The following is a 20,738-nucleotide window of genomic DNA, read 5'->3' as shown; positions in this document are numbered from 1 at the left end:
GAAAATTAAGCTTTCTTTAATCTCAGATCAATAAAATTATGGTAAAATATTTTTTACTAAAAAATAAAGGGCATAGTTTATGCAAGAGTTTATATACTACAATGCTTCAGGACTAGACTTTCCTGTAAGTGAAAAAATATTTGTTACTACAAATATCGAAGATACAAAAAATAAAAACTTTTTAATTTCAAACTCAAAAGATATAAATAGTGAATTAAGTGCTTTAGAAATTGATTTTTATATCAAAAACTCACAAGATGATTTATCTAAAAAAATTAAAAATGTTTTGGAACTTTATGAAATTGCAGCAATAAAATATGATTTTTCTCAAGATATTCCTCAAACAATAGAAATTTCTAACTCTTTACTTATTATTTCTTCAACAAATGAAGAATATGAAGGTTTTGTATCAAATTTACAAAATGGCGATTTTGAACTTTTTAAAGTTGATGAATTGGTTTTAAAATCAATAGAAGGAACTATTGGAAACTTTGCTGTTACAGTTATGAGTAATGATAAAGAGGTTGTTTTAAATGTCTCTCAGATTGTTTGGTTTAATGAAAAACAAAACAAAAAAAGAACAGGTATTTATGATGGAAGTTTAATTGAAACAGATGATTTGATTCAAACTTTAAAAAACAATATTAATAGTTTTTCTTACAAAAAATTTACAACATACAATCCAAATATTTGTCAATATCACGAAAGAAAATTAGGTGAAACTTGTTCTTCATGTGTTGAAGTTTGTCCTACAATGGCAATAACAAAAGATGAAACTACAAAAAGTTTAGTTTTTTCAAATGTTGACTGTAATTCATGTGGAGAGTGTGTAAGTATTTGTCCAAGTGGTTCTTTAGATAGTGCTGCAACATCAAGAGATTCGTTGTTTGAACTTAGCCAATTTTATAAAACTAGACATCCTTTTGTAATCTCTTCAAATATTGATGTAGAAAATTTGATGGTTCCTCTAAAAGAAGATGTATTTCCTTTAATTATTGATGGAGATATTTTAGATGAAGCTACTTTATTGACACTTCTTCAAGTTTCTGGTTCTCAAATTGTATACTTTAGTGAAAATATATCTAAAGGTACAAGTGATGCAATAAGAATTTTAAATGAAATTTATGAAAAAAAATATCAAAAAAAAGCGATTTTATTAGTTGAAAATGAAATAGAATTAAGTGGTACTTTAAATCAAATCTCTTTTATTGAAGATTCATATTTTAATTTCAATCAAACTGAACTTAAAAAAAGAGAGATTTTTTCTCAAAGATTACAAAAAATTGTAGGAAATGATAATTTAGGTATTGTAAAAACAGGTGAGAATATACATTATGGAAGAGTTTTAGTAAATGAGGCAAATTGTACACTTTGTTTATCTTGTGTAGGTGCTTGTAATGTTGATGCACTATTTGCAAATGAAGCTGATTTTACATTAAGAATAAATCCATCTTTATGTACAGCATGTGGTTATTGTGAAGTATCATGTCCTGAAGCTGACTGTTTAACTATAACAAAGGATGAGATAGAACTACAACCTTCTTGGTTTAAAGAAAATATATTAGCAAAAGACAAATTATTTGCCTGTGTTGAATGTGGTAAAGAGTTTGCTACAACAAAAGCTATTGAAAAAATTGCTTCTATGATGGCGCCAATTTTTGCAAAATCAAGTGAAACAAAAAAACGAACTTTATATTGCTGTGAAGATTGTAAAGCAAAACTTATGATAAAAGAAGGATTATTAGATGCATAGTGTTGAAATAGATAGAGCGAGAGGATTTATATACAATCTTTTATCACTTTTATTTGTTGAAGAGTACGCAAAAAACAACTCTTTAGAGATAAAAAATGGTTTAAAAACTCTTGCAAGTAACTCTTTTGATGAAGGTGTTAGTTTTGCTTGTAATGAAATTTTGGATTATTTAGAAAAAAATGGTGATGATAAGTTATATTTAGATTATCAAAATCTCTTTTTAATACCTTTTGGTGAATTTATATCTTTGAGTAGTTCTTGGTACCACGAGGAAAGAGAAGGTGGTGTAATGCAACTAAAAGTGAAAGAAGTTTTAGCTAAAACAAAAATTAGAAGAGATGAAAAATCTTTTAAAGCACCAGAAGATCATTTTGGATTCATTTTTACTTTAAGTTCTTATTTGATTGAACAACAAATAGATGGAACAATAAAAGAGAATTTGCAAAAAGAACTATTTAAAGAAGTAACAAATATGTATTGTGATGAGTTATTTTATAAATTAATGGCTTGTAAAAGTCCAATTTATTCAAATGTAGGTTTGATTTTAGGAAATTTCTGTGCTTTTGAAAGAAGTTATTTAGAAGTTTCTAAAATAAATAAATAAAAGACCTAAAAAAGTTGCTCTAAAAACTTAGTAGAGTTTTTAGAGGGGCTTTTACCCAAATATAAAAAAGAGGAGAGTTATCATGAGTGATAAGTTAAACGATAGACGTAACTTTATCAAAAGAGCTTCGATAGCAGCTTCTGTTTTAGCAGGATCTGTTGTTGCAACGGCAGCAACAAGTGAAAATAAAGCAAGAGGTGCAGGAAGCAATGTTGGTAACGGAGTTGTTGTTGGAACATCTACAAAACGAGAGATTCTTTACAAAAAAACACCGCAGTGGAATACTTTTTATGATGCTGCAAAATAATAAAAATTAAATAAGGGAGGAAACAATGGGAGCTTTATCTAACTTTGGTAGAAGAAGTTTTTTAAAGATGGCTTCACTTGCAACAGCTGTTACAGCTACATCTGCCTTTGCTAATACAGAGAAAGTTTTAAGAGATGCAACAGAAGAAGAGATTAAAAATCCTTTTCCTGGTTCAAAATTGATAAAAACTATCTGTACGCATTGTTCAGTTGGTTGTGGAGTAATTGCAGAAGTTCATAATGGTGTATGGGTAAGACAAGAAGTAGCTCAAGATCACCCAATTAGTCATGGAGGGCACTGTTGTAAAGGTGCAGATATGATTGATAAAATTAGAGCAACAAACAGATTACAGTATCCAATAGAAAAAGTAGCTGGAAAATGGAATAGAATTTCATGGGATGATGCTATGAGTAAAATCACGGCAAAATTAGTGGAATTAAGAGAGAAATTTGGTCCAGATTCAGTTATGTTTTTAGGATCAGCAAAAGTAAGTAATGAACAAGGATATTATATTAGAAAATTTGTTTCAATGTTTGGAACAAATAATATAGATCACCAAGCTAGAATTTGACATAGTCCAACAGTTGCCGGTGTGGCAAATACATTTGGATATGGGGCTATGACAAATCATTTAGGTGATATGCATAATTCTAAGGCAATTATAATAATTGGTTCAAATCCTGCTGATAACCATCCAGTTGCGATGCAACATATATTAAAAGGGAAAGAACAAAATGGTGCAAAAATCATAGTTGTTGACCCTAGATTTACAAAAACTGCTGCTAAAGCAGATTTATATTGTAGAATTAGAACTGGAACGGATATTGCTTTTTTATATGGGGTAATTAGACTTATAAGAGAAAATAAGTGGTATGATGAGAAGTTTTTAAACGATAGAGTTTATGGAGTAGAAGAGATATTTAAAGAGTGTGAAGAGTATACGCCTGAGCATGTTGAAGATATTACTGGACTTCCAAAAGATCTATTAATTCAAGCTGCAACTATGTATGCTGCTGCTGATCCTGGATGTTTAATCTGGAATCAAGGTTGGACGCAACACTCAATTGGTTCGTCTAATACAAGACTTGGTTCAATCATGCAACTAATTTTAGGAAATGTTGGAAAACCAGGTGGTGGATGTAATATCTTAAGAGGACATGATAATGTTCAAGGTTCGACAGATATTGGATGTCTATCTGATACACTACCAGGGTATTATGGTTTAGCTGAGGGTTCATGGAAATACTTTGCAAAACAGTGGAAAGTAGATTATGAGTGGCTAAAAGGAAGATTTAAATCAAAAGAGCTAATGGAAGCAAAAGGTAATACTTTATCTTTATGGATTCATAATGTTCTTGAAGCAGAAAATAATAAGCATAATGGTGAAACTCCATTAAAAGCATTGGTTGTAATTGGAAATGGTATTTCGACAGTTACTCAGGTTCATAAAACAAAAGAGGCTTTAGATAAACTTGATTTAGTTGTATTTATTGATCCTTATGTGAATGATGCTGCTGTTATTACAACAAGAAATGATAATTTATTTTTATTACCTGCTGCTTCACAAGTTGAAACTTCAGGAACAGTTGTAAATACAGGAAGAAGTGCTCAGTGGAGAAGTAAAGTTGTAGAACCACTTTATGAATCAAGAACTGACCATGAAATTTTGTTTGATTTTGCAAAAAGAATGGGATTTTATAATGAGTTTATTGCAGGTATGGGAAAAGGTGATAACTTTACTTGGCCAGAAGATGCAACAAATGAGATTGCAAGAGCTTTAAAAACTATTGGAATGAAAGGTGTTACTGCTGAAAGATTAAAAAAACAGCAAGAGAATTGGCACTTATTTAACTCTTCTTCATTAAAAGGAAGAGGCGTAGTTGAAAAAGAGTATTATGGATTACCATGGCCTTGTTGGGATGAAACACATCCAGGAAGTCCTGTTTTATATAATACAAGTTTACCTGTATCTCAAGGTGGTATGGGATTTAGAGCAAACTTTGGTTTAGAAAAAAATGGTGTAAGTTTACTTGCAGTTGAAGGAAGTGCACCAAAAGGTTCGAAAATTAATGGTGGTTATGCAGAGATTACAGGAGCTAATATAGAAGCACTTGCAGGAGTTACTTTAACTGCTGAAGAGAAAGTTCTTGTTGAAGGTAAAAATTGGAAAAATGATGATAGTGGAATTTTAGTAAAATATGCACTTGCAGCTGGACTTTGTCCTTATGGAAATGCAAAAGCTATGACAATTGTTCCATCATTCACAGACCCAATTCCTAAACATAGGGAACCATTGCATTCATTTAGACCAGATTTAGTTGCAAAATATCCAGCTGTTAAAGATAAAGTTAATCACTTTAGGGTTAATGTTAGATATGAAAGTGAACAAATGCAACAAGATTGGACGAAAGATTATCCAATCAATATTGTTTCGGGAAGAATTGTTGAACATATGGGAACAGGAACAGAAACAAGAGCATCTAAATATTTATCTGAACTTTCAGGTGAAATGTATGGAGAATTACATCCAACATTAGCAGGTAAGCTTGGACTAAATGATAATGATATGATGTGGGTTTATGGAACTGGTGGTGGAAAAATAAAAATTAAGTGTAAGCATAGTTTAAGAGTGGATGAACATTCTGTATTTTTACCTCAAAATTTCTCAGGAATTTGGAGTGGTGAAAGTTTAGTAAATAGATATCCAGCTCAAACAGCACCTTACGGACTTGGTGAAAATTCGACACAAGTTACAAGTTATGGATTTGATCAGCAAACAGCTTGTCCTGAGACAAAATGTTCGCTTGTAAGAATAGAAAGAGCATAGGAGAGTAATCATGAGTAATAATGTAGATTTTTCAAGAATGAAATTTTATTGTGATGAAAACCTTTGTATTGATTGTAATGGTTGTGTAGTTGCTTGTAAAGAGGCACATGAGATACCAGTTGGAGTTAATAGAAGAAAAGTAATTACTGTAAATGAAGGAGTAGTTGGTAAAGAGTTTTCTTTATCAATGGCTTGTATGCATTGTGCAGATGCACCTTGTCAACAAGTTTGTCCAACAGATTGTTTTTATATAAGAACAGATGGTATAGTTTTACATGATAAAGATAAGTGTATAGGTTGCGGATATTGTCTGTTTGCTTGTCCTTTTGGTGCACCACAATTTCCAAAGAATGGTGCATTTGGAACAAAAGGGAAAATGGATAAATGTACAATGTGTGCAGGAGGTCCAGAAGAGACGAATTCTCCTGAAGAGTTCCATAAATATGGACAAAATAGAATTAGTGAAGGTAAAGTTCCTATGTGTGCTTCAATGTGTTCAACTAAAGCGTTACTTGTTGGAGATGCCAATGAAGTTGCTTTAATTAAAACATATAGAGCAACACATAAAGGAAAAGGTATTGCAACTGATTCTTATGGATGGTAGGAAATAATATGGAAAATAGCTCATTTTTTCAAAGAAATAAAGCATATATCTTTACTCTTTTAGGGCTATCATTAGTAGGATTTGTATTTGTTAAATTCTTGATGATTATGGATTGGGAATATCTAATAAAATATACAATTCATGTCTTAACTGGTGGAAACTTGGATGGAGTTCTAACTCCTGCTGATTCAGGTTATAAAGCAATGGTAAATACAGCTTTTGGACCAAACTATGAAGCAATAGCACCTGAAATAATAAGAGCTAGTAATGAAAGACAACTTTTTATTTGGTGGGTTTTTGTTGGTGAAATTGCAATTTTTTGTTTTATGTACGCATTTTATGGAAGAAAAAGTGCAGTAATTACAAGACCAAATGATGAAGTTGAAGTATTTTCGCTATTTCATAGATCAATAATTTGGTTGAATGTATTTATAATTATTGTACTAATAATCACTGGATTTAATATAACTTGGAGTTTAAGAAGTGGTGGAGGATATATTCCATTTATCTTAAGAGGAACTCATGAAGTTACAGGATTAATTTGGTTTCCAATTTGGTTACTAATGACTATTATTGCTTTTAAAGATATAAAACTATTGTCAAAAAATAGCTTGATTAATAAACTTGTTCTTCCAGGGAAATATAAACCAATGAAAAGAATAATCTTTATCGTGTTTGTTGCAATGGGAGCAGGATTGTTGACAAGTGGAGCAACTATTTGGTATTTGCATCCAGATGCTTTTACTCATGCTCATTATATTCAATTTAAAAGAGCATTGCTTTATGTTCATTTTGGGTCAAGTGTTTTAATAATGTTTTTCTTGATGGATTTTGTGTATTCAGCTTTAATTGCTGTAAAAGGTAATTTAAAAGGATTAATTACAGGAAAATATCCAAGAGAGTATTTAGAACAATTAGCTCCTGATGTCTTAAGTGACATTGAAAAAAGAGAAGGAAAAGTTAAATGACAACTTTTTCAAGAGGTGAAAACCTCTGCTCTTTTTCAACAACTCATAAGATTAATACAAAAAAAATAATTGTAGATAAGTTCTATAAAGATAATTTTGAGAGTTTTGAAGATTATGTTATAAAAGATGAGAAGATAGATTTTTATTTAAATGGTGAAAAACTAATATCAGTAATGTCAATAAAAGAGTATCAAGATGCTCATATTGTAGGATTTTTACTTAGTGAAGCAGTTATTTCTACTTTAGATGATATAAAATCACTAAAAATAAGTGAAGATGGTTTGAGTGTTTTTGTAGAAGCAGACATCTCAAACATAGCTTATGAAAATCTATTTAAACAAAAAACTTTAACTTCTGGTTGTTGTGTTGGTGTTACAGGAAATGCTGAAAAAACTTTTGATTGTGCATTTATATCAACGCAATATAGCTTAAAATCAAGTGAAATTTTGAGTTACATGAGTGAGTTTAACAAATCTTCAAAGCTTTTTGATGATACAGGTTGTGTGCATAAAGCACGAATTGTTTTAAAAGATGGAACTTTTTTTGAAGCAGAAGATATAGGACGACACAATGCTATTGATAAAGTTATTGGTCTTGTAACTTTACAAAGAAAAAATTTAAAAGAATCTATTTTGTATGTAACTGGAAGATTGTCAAATGAGATGGTTGTAAAATGTGTAATGCATAAAATTCCAATAGTTGTATCAAAAGCTGCTGTTACTTTCGAAGGTATAAAAGCTGCAAATGAACATGGAGTTACTCTTATAGGTTTTGCAAGAGAACATAGGATGAATGTATATACACATAGTGGAAGAGTAAAAATTGATTAAATTGAATAATTTGCAATATAACCCAATAAAACTTGATTTTTTAGAAGACCAAAACTACTCTTTAGATAGTTTGGTTAGTAATTTTACTTTTGATGATTTATGCAAAAAATATAAAGAAAAATTTGGTTTTTCAAAAATAAAAACTTTTTCATTTTCAAAAGAGGGTTTTTTAGGACTTTTTTTAGAATTAAAAGGAAAAATTGCAGTAAGTTTTGGCGAGTGCGAAGCTTTAATTCAAGGAGCAAAACTATATGAAAGTTTAGGATTTGAATTAACTTGGATAGGTTTAAATAAAGATGGAAGTGTAAATTATCAAGAGTTAAAAGATAAAGATATAGATTTTTTATTTTTATCTTCTTATGTTATGGATACTTTTTTTGAAATATCTTTAGATGATGTAAAAAATTTCACAAATGCAAAAATCATTTCAAGTGGAAGTGCAAAAATCGATAGTTTAAGTGATATTGTATATTTTGATAATTATAAGCTTTGTGGTTATAGTTTGAGTGGAGTAATTCTTTTTAATGATGAAAATATTTTTGAACTTTTAAATATGGCTTTTATTGACACCCTTGCTGTTAAATGTTGTTTTGAAGCTTTAGAAAATCAAAAGTTCAATTACGAAGTAAAAGAGAAATTTTTAGAAAAATTAAAAGAAAAACTAAAAGATAATATCTACTTTTTTGTTGATAATAAAAAAACACTTCCATATACACTTCATTTTGCACTAAAAAATATAAAAGCAAGAGAGATTATACGAACTTTAGCTTTTGATAATATCTTTTTATCAAATGGTGAAGGTTGTAGTTTAGGACTTTCAAAACCTTCAAGAATTATCCAAGCTATGGGATATGATGAAACTACAAGTAGAAATGCAATCTCTTTAAATTTTTTACAAGATTTTGATGAAGAAACTATTTTGAAAATAGTTGATAAAATAGAGCAAAAATATAAACAAATAAGAGTTTTAGACTAAGGATTTATTATGAAAAAATTGAACTATTTAGATTTTGAAGTGGCATTTGAAAAAAGTTTAGAAATAGTAACTCCTAAAATAACAACAGAAAATATTTTTATAAACGAAGCTTTGGGAAGAGTTTTAAGTCAAGATGTTATTTGTAAAAAAAATCTTCCAGCTTTTAATAACTCTGCAATGGATGGTTTTGCTATAAAATTTAGCGATGCTGGAAAAACTTTAAAAATAAATCAAACTATTTTTGCAGGAGATAAAGTAGAAGCCTCTTTAAGTCAAAATGAGTGTTATAAGATAATGACAGGAGCGAAAGTTCCAAATGATGTTGATACTATTATTCCTATTGAAAATTGTTTTGATGTTACAGAAAATAGTGTAAAAATACCAGAAAATTTGAAAAAAGGTTCAAACTTAAGACTTGAAGGTGAAGAGCAAAAAGTTGGAGAAATCATCTTAAAAAAAGGTGAAATTTTAACTGCTTCAAAAATAGCAATCTTAGCTTCACAAGGAATAGTTGTAGTTGAAGTTTATAAAAAAATCTCAATAACTGTTCTTTCAACAGGAAATGAACTAAAAGAACCTTGGCAAGAAGCAAGTAGTGATGAGATTTATAACTGTAACTCTTCTTTGATAGTATCTTTATTAAAAGAAAAGGGTTTTGAAGCAACTTATTGTGGAGTTATTCCTGATAATTTAGAAAAATCGACTAATTTTATAAAAAATCTAAAAAGTTATGATGTTGTTATAACAACTGGTGGTATTTCTATGGGAGATGCAGATTTTATGGCACAAGCTTTTTTAAGCAATGGTTTAGAAGTAGCGTATCATGGAGTAAATATAAAACCAGGTCGAGCTATGATGACAGGAGTTATGAATGAAACTTTAGTTATTTGTCTTCCTGGTAATCCAATAGCAGCTTCACTAAATACATATTTATTTGTATATCCAATGCTAAAAAAACTTCAAGGTGAAACTGCTATTTATCATAACTATATAAAAGCTTCAAATAAAGCAAAATTTAAAACAAAACAAGGAAGAGTTGAAGCAGTTTTAGGCTCTATTGAAGCTGGTGAGTTTTTAGTAACAAAAGAGAATAAATATGGTTCAGGAATGATAACTGTTTTAGCTTCAAGTAGTGCTATTTTAGTAAGTAGTGGAAATGATTCTGAAATTTTGGAAAATCAAGAAGTTAAAATAATAGAGTTTAACGGAAGATTCCTTGATAAAAAAGTAGATATTTTAAACTAAGTTTTAAATATCTAAAAATATTACAAATTGAAATAAATTTTTACTCACTTTTTTAAAAACTATATAATATCCTTATGTTTATACATTTAGATATTGATTGTTTTTTTGTTTCTGCAGAGAGGACTTTGAATAAAAGTTTACTTGATATTCCCGTTGCTGTTGGAGGAAGAAGTAGCAACGATATATTTTCAAGTAAAAAAGTACAAAGAACTATCGCTACAAATAGAGCAGCTTTTTCAAGTAAAATATTATCAAACGACACACATAAAAGTTTTAAAGAGTATTTTATAGATGAAAATGGTCGAATAAGAGGTATCATCACAACTTGTTCTTATGAAGCTAGAAAGTTTGGTGTAAAAACTGCAATGAGCGTAAATGAGGCTTTAAGACTTTGCCCAAAACTCAAAATGATACCTCCAAACTACTCTTTGTACGATGAATTATCTAATAAATTAAAAGATTTATTAGAAAAAGAAGTACCTTTGATAGAACAATATTCAATAGATGAATTTTTTTGTGATGTTAGTGGATATATAAAAGAAGATGAGATTTTGGAGTTTGCACATTTTTTGAAGAAAAAAATATTAGATGAGTTGGATTTACCTATTTCAATTGGTATTGCTTCTACAAAATATCTATCTAAACTTATGACAGAGTATGCAAAACCAAATGGAATAAAATATGTAAGTAGTCAAGATATGCCAGAATTTACAAAAGATATTCCAATAGAAAACTTTTCAGGAATAGGAAAAGCTCTTTGTGAAAAACTCAAAGGTTATAATATAAATACTTTAGGCGATATAAGAAAAAATCAAAAGCTTTTTTACTCTTGGCAAAAAAGTGGTATAGATTTATATAATCGTGTTTGTGGAATAAGAGATAATAAATTAACTATTCAAAGAGAGAGAAAATCTTTAGGAATAGGGCGAAGTTTTGATGTTGTTTTTGATAGAAACGAAGTTAGAAGAAGAGTTATGATTTTAAGTAGATATTTATCTTTTATTATAAAAAAAGAAAAAGTAAATCCTCTTTCTTATTCGATACTTATAAGATACGAATACGGAATAAAAGTAAGAGATTATATAAATGTAAATAGACTGTTTAATGAAGTTGATTTTAAAGCTGAGATGATAAAACTTTTTGAAGTCGTTGATAGCCATAAAACTCATGGAGTAATCCAATTATATATTACAGTTTTTAATTTTGCAAAATCAAATGATTTTACAGCCAATCTTTTTGACTACGAAGAAGAGATAAAAAAACAAGCTTTGACAAATCAGATGCAAAAACTTAGGCTTAAATACGGAGTTGATATAGTAAAAAGTGCTTTTGAAATCTAAAAATAAATAAAATATCTAATCGTTAAAATAGTCAAAAGAAAAATATTATCTTTTGTTGATAATTATTATTAATTTTATCTAAAGAATTATTGTTTTAAAATTCCTTTTTTTATAAAGGAAACAATATGCAAAACACAATTAAACTAATGCGATTATCTTTAGGAATAATTTTTGTATGGTACGGAATGTTGAAGTTTTTTCCAACACTAAGTCCAGCAGAAGATTTGGCTATAAAAACTATCGATATTATGTTTTTTCATCTGATTGATGGAAGTTTATCTATCAAACTTTTAGCTATTTTAGAAGTAGCAATAGGAATAGGATTTTTAAGTGGTTATTACACAAAACTTGTAACTATAATCTTTTTAGGTCATATGTTATGTACTTTTGCTCCATTATTTATACTTCCTGAATTATCTTTTACACATGTACCTTATGCTTTTACTTTGGTTGGGCAATATATTGTAAAAAATATAGTATTTATTTTGGTTGGAGTTATGATTTATCAAAATGAAACAAAAAGAGGATACAAGTAGTTTTAGAGTATATTTCTAAAAACTATATTGGAGTATAAAATGAGTTATATTTTACAAGTTGATTTTCCACATGATGGTATTTTTGGTGAAGAATTTTCAAAAGCTTTTGTTGATTTAGCAAAAGATATATCAAATGAAACTGGTTTGATTTGGAAAATTTGGACTGAAAATGAAGAAAAAAAAGAAGCAGGTGGAATCTATCTTTTTTCAAATGAAACAGATGCAAAAAGATATTTAGAAAAGCACACAAAAAGACTTGAATCATTCGGTTATAAAAATATCAATGCAAAGATTTTTAAAGTAAATGAGTCATTAAGTAAAATTACAAATGTAAATTTGTAATAAATAAAAAAGGATTTAAAACCTTTTTTATTCGATAGTTAAACTTTTATAAAATTCTCTATATTTAGTATCTTTTTCATCTCTTGCTTTCATAGCAGCTCTTGGATGTTCATTTAGTTGACCAGTTATCATATAAGGAATACTATATCCCCAATCAAGTTCTTTTTCAAGTGGTACGATATACTCTTCAATAAATTTTAAAACAGGAGTTAGTTTATATTTTGGATTTTTTAAAAAACCAATTAAAAGTTCAAGTGGACAATTTCCTGCACCTCTTCCTAATCCTGAGATTGTAACATCAAGGAAACTTGTACCATAAATCATAGCTTCTAAAGTATTTGCATAAGCTAATTGAAGATTGTTATGTGCATGAATACCTACTTTTTTACCAGTTTTTTGTGCAAAACTTAGATATTTTTCAGTTAATTTTTTGATTTGTTCAGGATAAAAAGAACCAAAACTATCAGCTATATAAATAACATCAACATTTGTTTTAGATAGTTGCTCTAAAACTTCATCAAGTTCATCATCAAAAGATTTTGAAATAGCCATGATATTTACTGTTGTTTCATAACCTTTTGCATGTGCATCTTCGATTAGTTCAATAGCTGCAGGGATTTGGTGAATATAAGTTGCTATTCTTATCATATCAACTACACTTTCACTTTTTGGTCTAAGTTCTTCTTTTAAACTTCTTCCAATATCACTCATAACAGCGATTTTCATATTTGTTTTATTTTCACCAACAATTCTTCTTATATCTTCTTCTTTACAGAAATTCCAAGGACCATATTCAGCTTCACTCATAATAGTTGGAGATACATTTTTCCCAATTTCCATATAATCAACACCAGCTGCAAGACAAGTTTCATAATGTGCTTTTACAAATTCGTCGCTAAAGTGATAGTTATTTACCAATCCACCATCTCTAATAGTACAATCAAAAACTTTTATATCTTCTCTAACTGATAGAATTGAACCTTTTTTTTCAATCATTACTGTTCCTTGATTATTTTAATAATTGCTTATATATTATCTAAAAGCCACTTAATAAGATTTAAGGGCTAAAACTTCTTCTATTTTATTGTAAGAGTAAAAAGCAAAATCTTCATTTTTCTCTTTTATAGCATTTACAGCCATTCTATCTGCTAGCTCATTTCCTTCTATTCCGCTATGACCTTTTACATGAGTTATCTCTATTTTACTTTTAATTTTCTCATATAAATAGTGTGCTTCTTGGATAAGTTCAAGGTTTTTTATCTCGCCACCTTTTTTACTCCAGCCATTTTTTTTCCAAGAATATGCCCATGTTGTAATACAATCTATTGCATATTTTGAATCTGTAAAAATAGAGATTACATTTTCTGAATGAGTTTGAGAAGCAATAGTTAAAGCCTGAAATAAAGCATTTAATTCAGCTATATTGTTTGTTCCATTTTCAACATAAGCACCATAAAGTAAAACAGGATTTTTGCTATTTGAATAAATCACAATTCCACTTCCAGCATTTCCAGGATTTCCACTACAAGCTCCATCACAATATATTTTTATATGTTCTTCTTGTTCATCGATATTTTCAGTTTTTTCTTCAACTTTTGGAGTATAAACTTTGGCTTTTATGTTGTTGTGTTCTAAAACTGTATGATAGTTTTTTATAATTTGTTCTTGAATGCTAGTAGAAAAATCACCTCTTAAAAGCATAAGTAAATTCATATCATTTTTTGAGATATCTTGTTCTAAAGCGATTTTTTTCCAATTTTTTTCATCTGAATTGATTTTAAATATTTTAAATTGTGCTTCATTTAAATTGTTTTTATATGTAATTAAATCTAAAAAGTCATTTTCTATTTTCATTTTTTGTTCTTTATAAAATTTTTGAAAGTATACAAAAAAAACATATAGGAGAAACTTTTTAAGGCAAATAGAATGAGTTTTGCTTATAAATTTTCCTTAAAATTAAAAAATAATCTTTTTTTTAGGTTATAATATTTAAAAAAAGAAGGAGTTTATGATGCTTTCAAAATTATCAATAAAACAAAAATTAATTCTAATAATGTTAATTCCTTTAATAGTGGTAATATTATTAGATGCAAAATTGGCTGTTGATTCTTTTAGTGCTTCAAGAAATTTAAAAGCTTTAGATAATGTAGTTGAACTTTCTACAAAAATAGGAGCATTAGTTCATGAAACACAAAAAGAAAGAGGAATGACAGCAGGTTTTTTAGGAAGTAAAGGGGAAAAGTTTAAAACAGAACTTCCAAATCAAAGATTAAAAACAGATGAAAAACTATCTGAATTTAAAACATATCTATCAACATTTGATAAAAACTCTTATAGCCAAGATTTTATAGAAAATTTGGATAGCGGAATTAAAAAATTAGAGGAGTTATCAAATATTAGAAGTAGTGTAAATGCTTTATCAATAAATGGTCCAGTTGCAATAGGATATTATACAGAGACAAATAAATTATTGTTAAATGTTATTGGAACAATTGTAAAACTATCTACAAACTCAAATGTATCGCAAGAGTTGGTTTCATATATGAACTTTTTACTTTCAAAAGAGAGAGCTGGTCTTGAAAGAGCAGTTGGAACAAACACTTTTGCAAAAAATGTTTTTGACTTAGAATTAAAAACAAAATTTTATACATTAGTTGCAGAGCAAACTGCTTATTTAGATTCATTTATGAAAGTTAGCCCAAAAGAAGCAGTTGATTTTTATAATAAAACAATGCAAGATAACTCAGTAGAAGAAGTTGAAAAGATGAGAAAGATTGCATTGTATAGTGGTAAAGAATCAGATTTTAATGTAGATGCAAATTATTGGTTTAAAACAATAACTGACAAAATAAACTTACTAAAAAAAGTAGAGGATTATTTATCAGAAAATTTAGTTTCAACTATTAGAAAAGAGTTAGGTGAAGCACAAAGAAATATGATAATTTTCAGTTTATTGAGTACTTTTGGAATTGCATTAACTATGATTTTAGCTAGAACTATTGCTTTTACTATTTTAATAGATGTTGATTCTGTAAAAAAAGGAGTTGAAAATTTCTTTGCATTTATTAATTTTGAAAAAGATGATATTGAACTAATCGAAGTAAAATCAAATGATGAATTAGGAATGATGTCTAAAATAATAAACAAAAATATTCAAGAGACTAAAGCAAATATTCAAAAAGATAGAGATTTGATAGCTGATACAATAAGAGTTGCAAACTTAATCAATAAAGGGCACGTAAATGCAAAAATTGAAAAAGGTTCAAATAACCCATCTTTAAATGAGTTAAAAAATATAATTAATCAAATGTTAGAGACTTTAAATACAAATATTTCAAATATTCTAAAGGTTTTAACTTCTTATTCAAAACTTGATTTTAGACCAAAATTAGCAGAAAATGATCTTGAGGGAATTATCAAAGAGTTAGAAAAAGATGTAAATATTTTAGGAGAAGTTATCACTCAAACTTTGATTGAAAATAAAAAAACTGGATTAGTTTTAAGTAAAAATGCAACTATTTTAAGTCAAAATATGAGTAAAATTGCAACTGCGGCAAATTCACAAGCAGCTTCATTGGAAGAAACAGCAGCTTCACTTGAAGAGATTACTTCAAATATTACAAATAATAATCAAACTACAATCAAAATGGCAGATTATGGAAATAAAGTAAAAGAATCTATTACTTTAGGTCAAGATTTGGCAAATAAAACAGTTATATCAATGGATGAAATAAATACTCAAACAACAGCAATTAGTGAAGCAATTACAGTAATTGACCAAATAGCATTCCAAACAAATATTTTGAGTTTAAATGCAGCAGTTGAAGCTGCAACTGCAGGTGAAGCTGGAAAAGGATTTGCAGTTGTTGCAGGAGAAGTGCGAACACTTGCAAGTAGAAGTGCAGAAGCTGCAAGACAGATAAAAACATTGGTTGAAAATGCTCATAAAAAAACAGAAGAGGGTAAAGATATAGCTTCTAATATGATAGAAGGATATAGCGAATTAAATAAAAATATTTCAATGACATTAGAGTTAATAAGTAATGTTACAGTTGCAAGTAAAGAACAATCAACAGGAATGGTTCAAATAAATGATGCAGTTAATAATCTGGATCAAATAACACAACTAAATGCACACAGTGCTTCAGAAGCAAATCAAGTAGCTCAAGAGACTTTGAGTATATCTAAAAAAATCATTGAGCAAGCAGATGCAAAAGAGTTTGATGGAAAAGATACAATTAGAGTTTAATAACTCTAATTTGTATTTACATATTTTATGGAATAAAAGTTTGTCTTGTTTTTATAAAAATAGTTGTATAAAAAATCTCTCTTAAAAATAAAAATAAAGAAATAATCAGACAAATCATTGCTAAGATAAATAAAATTGCTATAAATAAAGAGTCTTTAAACTCAAAAATTGCACTTAAAAACATAGTTAAAATCACCAATGCAATAAGCAATCCTGTAGTTGTACCAAACAAAATAGCTAAGTTTGTATTTCTCATTCTCATAGTTAGAAATTTTCTTCTTTGTTTTATTTTTTCACTTAATATCAGATCATCACTTAAAGATTCATTCTCTTTTTCAAACTTATCTAATCTATCGATTTTATCAATAATTCTTGAAAGTCTTGATGTAAAAACATTTAGAAGTCCTGCAAGTCCAGCAAGTAAAAAAACAGGAGCAACAGAAAGTTGAATAAGTTGTGAAACACTATTTACGCTATTTACATCAATTTGGTTTATCATAGTTATTTAGCTTCATCTATAATTTTTAAAAGTTCTTCTTGAGCATTTTGCGCAACTTCAACTAAATCTGGATTTACATCATCTACTAATTGAACTAAAGAGTTTAATATAATCATTGTTTCATTATCTTGTGTATAAACAGTAATTTTACAAGGTAAAACACAAGCAATCGCAATATCAGCAGATAAAAAATCATTTGCAATAGATGGATTACAAATATCGATTATTTGACACTCTTCTTTAAAATCAAAACCTTTTGAATTTAAAATTTCTTTCATATTTGATACATTTAAAACTCCAAATTTATATTTGGGAGCTATTTGTTTTATCGTATCTACAACTTCTTGAACACTTTTAGTTGATGTTTCTATATATTGCATATTTTTCCTTTTTTATTTTGTTGATTATAGCAAATTAGTTTTTATAAAATGCAATTTTTTTAGTTTCCAATTTGTCATACATATTTAGCATATTATGGTAATCTTGGTGTAAAGTTCTATTGATGAAAAACTCTTTTCCTTCAATAATATTTAATGCTTTTTGAATTTTTTCTTCTCCATAAATATTATAAAGTGCTTCTTCATAATCTTCCCAAACTAAGTTTTCATTTTCCATTCTAATTAGTTGAGCTATTAAATGACCAAATTTATTATCAGAAAATTCTAATATTTCAAGAGCTTCATCAAACTCTTTTAAAAGTAATAAAAGTTGAACTCTAAAATCTTGCATGATAAAGTTTTCTTTGAAAATTACACCTAAAAAAAGTTGCATATTTAAAGAATCATCAAGACTATCGATTGAATCTAAAATATCATTTAAATCATAGTTTTCAAAATTTAAAACCATATCTCTTATTAGTTTACCTTGATTTTTATTATTATAAATCATGTCATCTATTGGATAAACTTCTGAAAAATCTGGAACTATCATTTGACAAGAATAAAAATCTAAATATGTATATTCTCTTAGATAAATATCTCTATCTTGAGATTTTAAAATATCAAATAAAAACTCATACTCTTCTTCACTACTATTTCCTTCATATTTCCATGGAAAATATTCAAAATCTTTAATTTTATTTAAAAATTGGAATCCTAATTTTCCATTAGAATCAATAAAATGCGCTTCTAAATTAAAATTATTGCTAACTAATTCCATATCAAAAGTTGGTATTTCAAATCCATCAAGATTTGTTAAATCTCTTCCTTGCATAAGTTCTGTCATAGTTCGCTCTAAGCTAACTTCTAAAATAGGATGACTACCAAAAGAGACAAAAAGAGTTGAATTTTTCGGGTTTATTAAAGATATTGCAGTTACTGGAAAATTTCCACCTAAAGAAGCATCTAAAACTTCAACTATGTAACCCAACTTTTTTAAACTTTGAACATCTTCATAAACTTTTGGAAAAGATTTAATAACTTCAGTAGGAAAAGTTGGAAGAGAAAAACCATTTTTAATAATTTTAAATTTTACATATCTTTCTACTATTTCACTTAAAGCTTGAACTTTTGCTTCATTTGCTGTATTTCCTGTTGCTAAACCATTACTAGCAAAAAGATTACTCAAAATATTTATTGGAATATATGTTTTTTTACTATTTGTTTGATTTATAAAAGGAAGAGCAACTATTTTATCCATATAATCACTGTTAAAATCAACTAAATCTTTATCTTCTAAATCTTTATTTGGGTTATAAATCTTTTTTAATTCTTTATTTAAATAATCTCCTCCAAATTCAAAAGCAACTTCATCTGGATAATATTTTCTATTTGGAAGATGAAAATCTATAAAAAAGTTGTTCGTTTGTAATCTTTCGATATACTCACCATAAGCACTTGCTATTGAAGCTTGTGAAATAACACCTTTTCCATTTGAATAGATATGATTTGGTGCTTCATTTGAAGCTAAGTTTACTGAAAAGCAGTTTTTTAAAGGATTTTTTTCTTGTGAAAATGAGGCTTCACAACCAACATCATTTAATACAGCTTTCATTTTTAAAATTGATTTTTCTACGGGGCTATTTTTTGATAATAGATTCATTGATTTTTTGTTCTTTCTTTGTAAGTTTTCGATTAGATAGTTCAAAGTATAGCCAAAAAAAATATATTATAAGAATAAAGTTTTAGAATAAAAGTATTAATAGATAATATTTTAGCTATAATAAGTAAAATATCTATTTTAGGATTAATATGTTAGCTATTAATATCTCAACTCCAAAATCTATAATGCAAGATTTAAAAGATAAATTCAAACAAAAAAGATTATCTTTAAATCTAACACAAGAAGGACTTTCCAACAAAAGTGGAGTAAGTCTTGGAAGTATAAAAAGGTTTGAATCAAGTGGAGAAATTTCTTTTGAATCTTTACTAAAAGTTGCATTGGTATTAAATTGTTTAGATGATTTTAAAAATATTGCAAATGAAAAAGATGAACAATACGAATCTATGGAAGATTTATTAAAAATAAAACCAATCAAAAAAAGAGGAGCTATAAAATGATACAAACAGTAAATGTATTTTTAAATCATTTTGATAACAAACTTTTTGTTGGAAAATTAGCACTAAAAAATAAAACTATAAATTAAGTAAAATTATTTCATGGATTAATCAAAAAAATAAAATTACAAGAAAATTACCATAATTCTAAATTTAAACTAGAGTTAACAGTTTTTCTTTAGTTAATTCCAGAGTACTAAATATTCTATCATTATCAATCATAAATTGAGACTTTACATATATTTCAGGAAAAACAAATATATAACAGCCAAAAGAATTACTTGTTATTGTTTTAGCTTTTTCAAAATTTAAATCTAACCCAGAAGTAATATGTATAAATACATCAGCTTCAGCTTCTGAAATTTTTTTAAATTGCTTATATCTTTCTCTTAATGTTCTTTTTGTAGAAATACCATAATTTCTTCCTTCTAATGTAAAGAAATGGTCATATTCAATCTCATGATTATTTGAATCAATTTTTTTATTTACATCTAGAATTTTTTCATTAGATAATAAAGTAACAACATAATCTTCTAATCCTGAACCAGCTGTTGATTTAATAGATTGACTTATTGATTCTTGAAATAAAATCATAAAAATTTGATTTGCTTCTAACCCTTCAGCTTTTAAAATTTCATAGATATTAAATAAATTATCAATAAAACTATCTCCATATTCTGATGTAGGAAAATGTTCTTTTTCTTTTTTTTCAATAAAGTCAAAAAAAATCAAACTAATTAATGCTCCATTTACTCTAAAAGCAAAAGGCTTATTTTTTGTAAAATTATCTCTTTCTAGCGATAATAGAGGAACATTTTGAAGTATGGTTGTTTCTTCAATTAATTTTGAATATTCCATTAATATAGGCTTGAATTTTAATAAATAAATTGCAAAAACAAATAAATTATAATTAATCTTACTATTGATATTAAATACTAATTCATTTAAAATGATTATTTTTGATTCAGATTTTATTTTTATTAAAATAATTCTTTTGAAACTATTTATAAAAGATTCATAATCAGAAGAATCATTAATTAATTCGTAAGTTTTATTTATTTGAGATGAACTTAAACCATCATTTGAATTCAATATTTTTAAAAAATTATAAAAAGTAAAATTAATATTAAAATAACTCTTTTCTATATGTATATTATTCATAA

General features: G+C 27.5%; 20 protein-coding genes. 14 read left to right on the top strand and 6 right to left on the bottom strand.

Annotation, left to right across the window (positions count from 1 at the left end; translation table 11 throughout):
* Positions 1 to 79 precede the first annotated feature (79 nt).
* The 12 genes from CKV87_RS07500 (at position 80) to CKV87_RS07445 (ending at position 12,332) form a co-directional block, all read left to right on the top strand.
* Entirely contained in the window at positions 80 to 1,753 is a 1,674-nt protein-coding gene (locus CKV87_RS07500; RefSeq protein WP_012013146.1) for a 4Fe-4S binding protein, read from the top strand.
* Positions 1,746 to 2,357: a TorD/DmsD family molecular chaperone gene (locus tag CKV87_RS07495; protein WP_004509732.1), complete on the top strand. Its 612-nt coding sequence runs from the start codon at positions 1,746 to 1,748 to the stop codon at positions 2,355 to 2,357. The genes CKV87_RS07500 and CKV87_RS07495 overlap by 8 nt, the downstream gene beginning before the upstream one ends.
* An 82-nt stretch (positions 2,358 to 2,439) precedes the next feature.
* Complete coding sequence (locus tag CKV87_RS07490) at positions 2,440 to 2,664, top strand: twin-arginine translocation signal domain-containing protein (RefSeq protein ID WP_004509731.1); 225 nt, start codon at positions 2,440 to 2,442, stop codon at positions 2,662 to 2,664.
* Between the two features lie 25 nt (positions 2,665 to 2,689).
* The gene (locus CKV87_RS07485; RefSeq protein ID WP_012013145.1) at positions 2,690 to 5,491 is read left to right on the top strand and encodes a molybdopterin-dependent oxidoreductase; all 2,802 of its coding nucleotides are present in this window, start codon (positions 2,690 to 2,692) and stop codon (positions 5,489 to 5,491) included.
* Positions 5,492 to 5,501: 10 nt separating this feature from the next.
* Positions 5,502 to 6,095 carry a formate dehydrogenase FDH3 subunit beta gene (fdh3B, locus tag CKV87_RS07480; protein ID WP_004511367.1) on the top strand — a complete coding sequence of 198 codons (594 nt, stop codon included), beginning with the start codon at positions 5,502 to 5,504 and terminating at the stop codon, positions 6,093 to 6,095.
* Positions 6,096 to 6,103: 8 nt separating this feature from the next.
* Positions 6,104 to 7,063, top strand: coding sequence for a cytochrome b/b6 domain-containing protein (locus CKV87_RS07475; RefSeq protein WP_012013144.1), 960 nt, complete (start codon positions 6,104 to 6,106; stop codon positions 7,061 to 7,063).
* The gene (gene fdhD, locus CKV87_RS07470; protein WP_012013143.1) at positions 7,060 to 7,893 is read left to right on the top strand and encodes a formate dehydrogenase accessory sulfurtransferase FdhD; all 834 of its coding nucleotides are present in this window, start codon (positions 7,060 to 7,062) and stop codon (positions 7,891 to 7,893) included. The genes CKV87_RS07475 and fdhD overlap by 4 nt, the downstream gene beginning before the upstream one ends.
* On the top strand, positions 7,886 to 8,869 hold the full coding sequence (locus CKV87_RS07465; protein ID WP_012013142.1) for a cysteine desulfurase: 984 nt from the start codon (positions 7,886 to 7,888) through the stop codon (positions 8,867 to 8,869). Before fdhD ends, CKV87_RS07465 begins: the two co-directional genes overlap by 8 nt.
* 9 nt (positions 8,870 to 8,878) lie before the next feature.
* Positions 8,879 to 10,114: a molybdopterin molybdotransferase MoeA gene (locus CKV87_RS07460; protein WP_012013141.1), complete on the top strand. Its 1,236-nt coding sequence runs from the start codon at positions 8,879 to 8,881 to the stop codon at positions 10,112 to 10,114.
* Positions 10,115 to 10,188: 74 nt separating this feature from the next.
* Positions 10,189 to 11,454 (top strand): Y-family DNA polymerase, encoded by a 1,266-nt coding sequence (locus CKV87_RS07455; protein WP_012013140.1) that lies wholly within the window; start codon positions 10,189 to 10,191, stop codon positions 11,452 to 11,454.
* 125 nt (positions 11,455 to 11,579) lie between these two features.
* Positions 11,580 to 11,990 (top strand): DoxX family membrane protein, encoded by a 411-nt coding sequence (locus CKV87_RS07450; protein ID WP_012013139.1) that lies wholly within the window; start codon positions 11,580 to 11,582, stop codon positions 11,988 to 11,990.
* Positions 11,991 to 12,029: 39 nt separating this feature from the next.
* The gene (locus tag CKV87_RS07445; RefSeq protein ID WP_012013138.1) at positions 12,030 to 12,332 is read left to right on the top strand and encodes a monooxygenase; all 303 of its coding nucleotides are present in this window, start codon (positions 12,030 to 12,032) and stop codon (positions 12,330 to 12,332) included.
* A gap of 27 nt (positions 12,333 to 12,359) precedes the next feature.
* On the opposite strand, the gene CKV87_RS07440 is transcribed toward CKV87_RS07445, so the two are convergent.
* Together CKV87_RS07440 and CKV87_RS07435 are read right to left on the bottom strand one after the other, a co-directional pair.
* Positions 12,360 to 13,328, bottom strand: coding sequence for an aldolase catalytic domain-containing protein (locus CKV87_RS07440; RefSeq protein WP_004509720.1), 969 nt, complete (start codon positions 13,326 to 13,328; stop codon positions 12,360 to 12,362).
* A 51-nt stretch (positions 13,329 to 13,379) separates the two neighbouring features.
* Entirely contained in the window at positions 13,380 to 14,186 is an 807-nt protein-coding gene (locus CKV87_RS07435; protein ID WP_012013137.1) for a ribonuclease HI, read from the bottom strand.
* 157 nt (positions 14,187 to 14,343) lie between these two features.
* On the opposite strand from CKV87_RS07435, the gene CKV87_RS07430 reads away from it, so the two are divergent.
* Entirely contained in the window at positions 14,344 to 16,581 is a 2,238-nt protein-coding gene (locus CKV87_RS07430) for a methyl-accepting chemotaxis protein (RefSeq protein ID WP_041644952.1), read from the top strand.
* Positions 16,582 to 16,606: 25 nt separating this feature from the next.
* Here CKV87_RS07430 and CKV87_RS07425 read toward each other — a convergent pair whose 3' ends face one another.
* Genes CKV87_RS07425 through CKV87_RS07415 form a run of 3 tightly spaced genes read right to left on the bottom strand, consistent with a single transcriptional unit; the run spans position 16,607 to position 19,120 of the window.
* Positions 16,607 to 17,080 (bottom strand): DUF2721 domain-containing protein, encoded by a 474-nt coding sequence (locus CKV87_RS07425; RefSeq protein WP_012013135.1) that lies wholly within the window; start codon positions 17,078 to 17,080, stop codon positions 16,607 to 16,609.
* Positions 17,081 to 17,082: 2 nt separating this feature from the next.
* Positions 17,083 to 17,460: a DUF302 domain-containing protein gene (locus CKV87_RS07420; protein WP_012013134.1), complete on the bottom strand. Its 378-nt coding sequence runs from the start codon at positions 17,458 to 17,460 to the stop codon at positions 17,083 to 17,085.
* Positions 17,461 to 17,494: 34 nt separating this feature from the next.
* On the bottom strand, positions 17,495 to 19,120 hold the full coding sequence (locus CKV87_RS07415; RefSeq protein ID WP_012013133.1) for a YcaO-like family protein: 1,626 nt from the start codon (positions 19,118 to 19,120) through the stop codon (positions 17,495 to 17,497).
* Between the two features lie 149 nt (positions 19,121 to 19,269).
* Here CKV87_RS07415 and CKV87_RS07410 point away from each other — a divergent pair, with 149 nt between their 5' ends.
* A complete protein-coding gene (locus CKV87_RS07410; RefSeq protein ID WP_012013132.1) occupies positions 19,270 to 19,578 on the top strand; it encodes a helix-turn-helix domain-containing protein in 309 nt (102 codons plus the stop codon).
* A 150-nt stretch (positions 19,579 to 19,728) separates the two neighbouring features.
* Here the strand turns inward: CKV87_RS07410 and CKV87_RS07405 are convergent, their stop codons facing one another.
* On the bottom strand, positions 19,729 to 20,736 hold the full coding sequence (locus CKV87_RS07405; protein WP_012013131.1) for a hypothetical protein: 1,008 nt from the start codon (positions 20,734 to 20,736) through the stop codon (positions 19,729 to 19,731).
* Between the last annotated feature and the right edge of the window lie 2 nt (positions 20,737 to 20,738).

It is taken from the genome of Aliarcobacter butzleri, from assembly GCF_900187115.1.
In the GTDB taxonomy this organism is placed as follows: domain Bacteria; phylum Campylobacterota; class Campylobacteria; order Campylobacterales; family Arcobacteraceae; genus Aliarcobacter; species Aliarcobacter butzleri.
The sequence above is the reverse complement of the archived record's forward strand: the minus strand, read 5'-3'. Positions and strand labels throughout refer to the sequence as shown.